This is a genomic window from Lyngbya confervoides BDU141951 (assembly GCF_000817775.3).
In the GTDB taxonomy this organism is placed as follows: Bacteria; Cyanobacteriota; Cyanobacteriia; order Thermosynechococcales; family Thermosynechococcaceae; genus Lyngbya; species Lyngbya confervoides.
The window spans coordinates 1-6,928 of sequence record NZ_JTHE03000019.1; the positions used below are offsets into that span (position 1 = coordinate 1).

Here is a 6,928-nt window from a genome sequence, read left to right on the forward strand (position 1 = left end):
AAGAACTCATGCTCTGTATCTTAATCGACTGGCGACCCTAAAACGCTCATTTTTTCGTTCGACCCTGGGACGGTTACGTGGCATGTTTTCTGATTTAATCTTGGGCTTTCCTCCAGCACGATCGTTGCTAATCTTAAAAATGAACATTGAGTTGCAACCGTCAGTCATCACTGTTATGGGAATCATCATGACCTTTACCACTGGCAAGGGGGTTCTCAAACCAAATAGAACGTTGTGGGAAAGGAATAGAAATTCCTGCTTGATCTAACACTGGCTTGAGCCGTCTGCGATACTCGCGAGCCACGTCCCATTGTTTCAAAGGTTGCGTTTTGATCCAAAGACGAATCGTCACGCTGTTATCACCAAATTGATCTACCCCCAGCACCGATGGATCCTCAAGAATGAATTCACTCCATTGGGGATCGGCACACATCTCCAAGGCAACATCCTCCATCAGTTTAATCGCTTGCTCAAGATCCGTATGATAGGCAACATCGATTCCCAAATTAACCCGAGACCACTGACTCGTGAGATTTTTCACTTGAGTAAAACTGTTATGGTCAATGGTCACCAGTTCACCATCGGTGGATCTCAATTGTGTCATCCGTACATTCATATACTCAACCACTCCCACGACGTTGTTAATCGCAACGACATCACCAATTGCATATTGATCTTCCCAGAGGATTAAGCAGCCTTTAATCCAATCTTTAATTAGATTTTGAGCAGCAAAACCTATCACTCCTAGACTCGTGATGATAATAGATATCGGTGCATGAATCGCGGTCAGAAACCATAGACAAGCTAGTATGACGGCAAGGCATTGAGTGATTTCATTAATTGCTTGGGTGATAGTTGGGAGTCGATAAGCCACTCGCTGAGCTTTGTCAGGAATATTTATTTGCCGTTTTGCCCATCCCTTCAAGGTAATATTGATGGCAATTTTTATAATTCTTAGTGCCAAACCAACCACTAGAAAGATCCACAGTAAATCTAAAGGTGCGGCAAGTAGCCGAAATGCGATTGATCTGGTTCCAGGAAATTTGTATAAGGCAAGAAAGAGTCCTGAAACCCAAAGACTAATTTGTATAAACCAAAAGACCGAGCTTGGCAATTGGTACAAATTCTGTTGATTCCTTAGAGTTTGTTTTGACAACAAACTGAAGGGATCAGCCGTGAATATCCTAAAGCCCCTCAAAGCTTGAGTATTCAGATATGCTTCTGGGTCAGTGGGTACCTCATCGGTGAGTGGAGAAGTGGATAAATTATCTCTTGAACTAGATGAAATCCTTTGTTTAATTAGTTTACGACGGTTCTTGAGTCGTCTTTGTATCATCCAAAGGATGACACTTAAGAAGACTGTGAGACCTAGGACCGTTAGGGCAAAAATTAGACTCTCCCAATAATATTGGGGCTGACGTTGGTCCCAAGCACGCTCTAAGGCACTACGGATTTTCTGAATCCACTCCTTTGCTAACTGATCTGGTGTTTGAAACTCAATGAAGGTATCAGACTCCGTGATTGTCAAAATCTTACGCTCAACCAAGGATTGTGAATCTTTAGAATAAATAACAAGTTCATTATTGAACTTAGAGGTATATATATCCAGTTTTTTGGGATTAATCCCCGTTTCTATAATTTGCTTGAGACGAATTTCAATGGTTCTTATACGATTTTCAATTGGCAATAGTTGAGGCTGACTCTCAGAGAGATCAGGGGCAGGAGCCGCGACCTGAAATATTTGCTCTCCATCAACCTTTACAGCTGCAACATCAATATTTCCGAGACGAACATAGTCTATGGAAGATTGAGCTTGATAAGGTGAACTTTCCCCAAAGATATTAAATTGACCCGCTGCGCTAGGAACAGAAGCCTGAAAGAATATTAGTGAACCTGAAAGAATCAGAATCAAAGATCTTAATGACTTGAAGAAGCTTACTTGTAATCTGAGTAATCTAAGCATAGGAATATAAGATTATTAAAAAATGAATATAGAATAAGCTTTATATTTTCTGGTTAGCATTAGAAATTTGCTAATATTTTCTAATTCTTAAATATGCCAAGAAATAGAACTCTACTTTTTTGTCTATGGAGTCAGTTTGATATGGATTACACATATGGTTCAACACAAGCTAAAACATAATACACGCAAGCATCTGCGCTTGAAAGGAAGCTAAATTCTGAAGCACTGTAAACTATTAAGCTGCTCCTTGTAAACTTTCAGGTCTCTGATCTCCCTGTAGGTAAATATCGGCATCATGTCCCACCCGTTCTGTCGAGATTTCGGGAAGAGGATCCCCATCGGTTTGGGAAATGTCGAACACAGCACTGATTTTGAAGCCCATCACTTTGCAGGAGCTAATTAGATCGGGGGGATCCCCACCGTGGTCTGGAGAGATTTTGAGAGTGCAAGGAGCGAGAAGGGCGATCGCATTTCGCCTTTGCGAATTTGACGCCCCAGGTCTTGCCAGGTCTGATATCCGGCGACCCTGGTGGCGTGAGGGCATTGCCAGGCGATGAGGATGAGATTATTAAAACAAGAGTGGTGGAATTTAGCAGCCCCCCGGAGCATGGATCTCCAGCGCTAACAGGGATGGCCTAGATACCCTTCTTGAGTTGAGCAGGGGCTTGCTCAGTTTTAGCCTGGGCCGCTTTCCATTCAGCCTTTTGAGCAGTGGCAGGTTTGCGCTTTAAGCGCTGGGCTGTGATTGGTATGATTACCCCTTTGTGGAGTCGTTGCAAGCTAAAGCGGTTCGAGCCCATGCCGCCGACATCCCACCTTTGCCGTTTCCTGGTCAGCGGCGATGTGGGAGGGAGTGCTGGAAATCTGTGGCAGGGCGATCGCCTCCAGCCCTTTTAGGCGGCTAGCGACAGCAAGGGGTGTCGTTGTCTCTTCCAGAGGTTAATCTGGAACAACTCTCTGTTTTCAAGCAAAAAAAATGCGGTTGCTTCTACTTCACTTTTTATCTTTACTTGAGAATATATATGGTGGCTGGATTCTGTGGAATTTATTTCTCGCATTTATTCCCCTCGTGCTCAGCTACCTTCTTTTTCGTCGTCAGTCCGTTGCTCGACCTTGGCTGTGGTGGTTTTGTGGAGTGGTGGGGTTCATCGGTGCGGTGGGATTGTGGGCTAAGGTTCCCGACCTGTTGAGCGATCGCCTGAATTTCCTCCGCTCAGCCATAAAAGGGGACGTGTCTGCCATCATAGGGGTCTCTTGGTGGGGAGTTCTCGGTCTCATTGCTCTCGGGTTAAGCATCTGGATATTTAAGCGCAGGAGTAACGCCCGCAGTTTTTTATGGTGGCTTGGATTAATTGTGTTCATCTCCTTTCTGCCGAATGCGGCCTACGTGCTCACAGACATTATTCATTTGATTAGAGCCATTGGATCGGGCTTCTTTTCCGTCTGGACTCTGACGCTTGTGGTGATTCCTATTCATTTTGTTGCAATCTTTCTGGGGTTTGAAGCCTATGTTATTTCTATTCTGAACCAAGGCTCTTATCTTAGGGAGCAGGGGTCACAGCAATATATTTTACCTGCGGAACTCTTGATGCACAGTCTTTCCGCGGTCGGAATCTATTTAGGTCGCTTTATTCGATTCAATAGCTGGGATTTAGTGACAGATCCTGCCAATGTTTTGCTCACAACCTTGAACACGTTAACAGAGAAGCGACCGGTAGCCGTCATAATCGTAACGGTGGTTATTTTGACAACGCTGTATTGGATTCTCAAGCAAATCACGCTGGGATTGACGTTGAGGGTAAAGGATTTGCAATCTAGCGAATTTTAGATCCTGCTCAGAAAATAGCCCTATTTCCGGCCATTTGTCTGGCATTCCAGTTGGGAGAGTTGGCGTGGGGCGATCGCCTTCGATTAAGATTGGAAAGTAGGAGGCCGATTGATCAGATCTGGCGTTGAATGACGGGTCATCGAGCATCAGGGACGACCATACCCTCCATCCGAATGATTCGCGACTTTGGCAAAGGAGGATTCTAGGATGTCCACGGCTGATCAGGTATTCAACAGGCTGTTGCAGTCCTATGCAAGTGCCGTCAATGCAAGCGACTCCGCTGCATATATTCAGAATTTCGCCCAGGATGCCATTCGAATGCCACCGGGCGCAAACCCTGAGTATGGCCTGGAGGCCATCCAGAGAGGAGAGCAAGCGGATTACGATGTGGCGCGCTGGGCAGTGAAGATGACTCCTCGTGATGTCCTGGCTATCGCAGAGGATTGGGTATACGGCATTGCAGATGTTGAGGTCTCCACCGTCGCTCATGCGGATGGCCTGTCGTCAAACTTTCGCCTGACGGCGACGTGGCTTTTGCACCGGGATCGGTCTGGGTCGTGGTTGATTCAGCGACAGATGTGGAATCGCAAGCCAGACAAGGCCTCCTGACGATTCAGACCGATCCTGCTTCCTAGGGGTTGAGGTGAAGGGCGAAACAGCGATCGCGGGGCAAGATGTTATGCAGTGCCGGATTCCTACAATGTGTGAATAAACGTTAAAAATCAGCTCGATCAGTGACTGACAATAGAGGTTTACGCTATTTTCTTCTGGATAAAGTTTAATGGGGGAAACAGATGCAAAAGAACGGCATGAGTCAGTATCTCCAGGCAATCGGTCGGGTGCCGCTGCTCACGGCAGAGCAAGAAATTGAACTGGGCCGAGCGGTGAAAGCCTGGCAGGAGCATCCTGACCCCTCCCCCACGGTGGAAGCAAGAGGCCGCCGCGCTAAGCGCAAGCTGATGGAGGCCAACCTGCGTCTGGTGGTTCACATGGCCAAAAAGTATCGCGATCGCGGCTTGGAGTTTGATGACCTGATCCAGGAGGGATCCATTGGCCTGGACCGGGCAGTGGAAAAGTTTGATTTTGCCAGGGGATATAAATTCTCCACCTACGCCCACTGGTGGATCCGGCAAGCCATTGCCCGAGGGATTGCGGAGCGATCGCGGACGGTGCGATTGCCCGTGCATGTGTGGGAAAAGGTGAACAAGCTCAAGAGGAGCCGGCGGGAATTTTGGCAGGCCCAGGGTCGAAATCCGTCGATGGCTGAACTGGCGGTGGCCTCTGAAATGTCCCCGCAGGAGTTGGAGATGTTGATGAAGCAATTTGCTCAGACGAGCTGTGTTTCCCTGGATCGCAGAGTCAGCAAGGATGCGGAGACCGATCTGATCCATCTGATTGCCAGCGATGGACCGGGAACCTTTGAGGCGATCGCGCAGCAGGGGACGCAGGAATTTTTAGGGGAGTTACTGGATCAATTGCCGGAGCGAGAGGCGGTCATCCTCCGGTTGCGCTACGGGTTGGAGGATGGCGAACCCCAATCTCTACAGGCGGTGGGGGATCAATTGGGCCTGTCTAGAGAGCGGATCCGGCAGCTTGAGAAGAAAGCCCTCGCCCAGTTACGGCGGGTTCAAGATGTTCAGCAACTGAAAGAGGTGGCTTGAGGGCAGCTCCGGTACGGGTGGCGCGGGGGTGACACCCTACCTGATCAGAATGCCCCAAGGTTTCGGGACTCAGTGCCGGAGCCAGAACAGGGCGGCATTTGGGATCTTAAATTAAGATGGCAGGAGAATTTGGACAAAATCTGGATTAGATTATAGTTTAAAGCCCTCGTAAAGTTTTAGAGACTAGGACCCCCATGTTTAAGCTTAAAGTCTCACAGATTCTCGGATTGATGCTAATCTTCTGCCTTGCATTGATGACGGTACAGACCGCAAAATCCCAGGAAATCCCTCAAGTTGCAGATCCATCCCACCTATTAGCCCAATCAGCCTCCAAGGACATGTTGGCAGCCGATGTCCTCCGGGAGACAGGCATCGCCGAAAGATACGATATGCATTTTGACCACATGATGGGAATGTTAATTGGTGACGGCAATGATTCTAATCTTTACTCTAGATTGAGAAAGATGTTTGCCCAAGAGATTGGGTGGAGTCAGTTCCAGGATGTCTATATCGGGCGATTGAAGGCTGATTTTTCGGAGGATGAGTTACAGGATCTGCTCGAATTATCAAAGCAGCCGGTGATGAAAAAGCTGTTGCAGTCTGAAGCTCAGGCCTATACCGATGCCTCTGCGCGAAGATTTAAGATGGGATATGAACTATGGTTAAACTATAATGAAGGCAAAATAAGCTTACCAGCGGCAGAGAATTGAATTATCTTTATTGAGCCTAGAACGGTTCTGAATATCGCTTCTTTGTCGCAGTGAGATTGCCCGCTAGGACCCGCGCAAGCCGAACTATTCCTCCGGGCAAAAAAGATTGATCGGAGGACCGACTTTTACGGGGCCGTTATAGTCTTGGTCCGGCTCAAGACCTCCGCAGAATTATGAGTCCTTGAATCAGCGTAGCCCTTGAGTCAGCAGACTCCTGGTTTATTCGATTCCAATTTTTTCACAGTGGTTACTGATCAACGGCAACGATGGTTCAATACTCCAGCGGCGATCGCACGGTTGCGGGAATGCTTTTGAGTTGCCAAACGTCAACCCCAATCTATGCGGGCGATCGAGCGATCGCAAGTGTCCTTCCAGCATGTTGAGTCGCTGCTGAGCTTTGGCAATCCTATGATGGAGATGCCATTGCAGATGTCATGCAGCATGAGCGATCGCGTCTACTTTTTTTAACGATCGCAAGGCTGAACTCAATCAGGCGATCGCGGATTACTGCAAAGTCTCTGAGGTCAAAGCCGAGGTTGAGGAGGTTAGCGCCACTCTGTTGGAGGAAACACCCCAGGTCATTGGCGGAGCTTTAGTCTCAAGCGCCGGAGTGACCAGTCTGGATGCGGTGACCGAGGATCAGCCCCAGGTCAAGGAACGTCCAGCCCCGAAGAATCTAACGCAGATGATTAAGGAGGAGGCCGCAAAGCACAGCTAATTTGATAGGCCAGCCCCCAGCCTTAATGGGGGCGATCGCACTAGCGAA

Annotated in this window: 8 protein-coding genes; 6 read left to right on the plus strand and 2 right to left on the minus strand. The window is 48.0% G+C overall.

All coding sequences use genetic code 11. The features are described 5' to 3' along the window. Positions 1–160: 160 nt before the first annotated feature. Together QQ91_RS02680 and QQ91_RS21785 are read right to left on the minus strand one after the other, a co-directional pair. The gene (locus QQ91_RS02680; protein WP_166279671.1) at positions 161–1,912 is read right to left on the minus strand and encodes a mechanosensitive ion channel family protein; all 1,752 of its coding nucleotides are present in this window, start codon (positions 1,910–1,912) and stop codon (positions 161–163) included. A gap of 450 nt (positions 1,913–2,362) precedes the next feature. Further along, positions 2,363–2,572, minus strand: a complete 210-nt coding sequence (locus tag QQ91_RS21785) for an ArdC-like ssDNA-binding domain-containing protein (protein ID WP_166279668.1) — start codon at positions 2,570–2,572, stop codon at positions 2,363–2,365. Between the two features lie 141 nt (positions 2,573–2,713). Between QQ91_RS21785 and QQ91_RS02685 the strand changes: the two genes are divergently transcribed. The 6 genes from QQ91_RS02685 to QQ91_RS02710 all read left to right on the plus strand — a co-directional run bounded on the left by QQ91_RS02685 (position 2,714) and on the right by QQ91_RS02710 (position 6,880). Next, positions 2,714–2,860, plus strand: a complete 147-nt coding sequence (locus QQ91_RS02685) for a hypothetical protein (RefSeq protein ID WP_250833238.1) — start codon at positions 2,714–2,716, stop codon at positions 2,858–2,860. Positions 2,861–2,939: 79 nt separating this feature from the next. Then, positions 2,940–3,791, plus strand: a complete 852-nt coding sequence (locus QQ91_RS02690; RefSeq protein ID WP_166279677.1) for a DUF1361 domain-containing protein — start codon at positions 2,940–2,942, stop codon at positions 3,789–3,791. A 207-nt stretch (positions 3,792–3,998) separates the two neighbouring features. Then, on the plus strand, positions 3,999–4,400 hold the full coding sequence (locus tag QQ91_RS02695; protein WP_166279680.1) for a YybH family protein: 402 nt from the start codon (positions 3,999–4,001) through the stop codon (positions 4,398–4,400). Positions 4,401–4,585: 185 nt separating this feature from the next. Beyond that, positions 4,586–5,452, plus strand: coding sequence for a sigma-70 family RNA polymerase sigma factor (locus QQ91_RS02700; RefSeq protein WP_236096045.1), 867 nt, complete (start codon positions 4,586–4,588; stop codon positions 5,450–5,452). A gap of 194 nt (positions 5,453–5,646) precedes the next feature. Next, positions 5,647–6,162 (plus strand): DUF2059 domain-containing protein, encoded by a 516-nt coding sequence (locus tag QQ91_RS02705; RefSeq protein ID WP_166279683.1) that lies wholly within the window; start codon positions 5,647–5,649, stop codon positions 6,160–6,162. A gap of 559 nt (positions 6,163–6,721) precedes the next feature. Further along, positions 6,722–6,880 (plus strand): hypothetical protein, encoded by a 159-nt coding sequence (locus QQ91_RS02710; protein WP_166279686.1) that lies wholly within the window; start codon positions 6,722–6,724, stop codon positions 6,878–6,880. Positions 6,881–6,928: the final 48 nt, after the last annotated feature.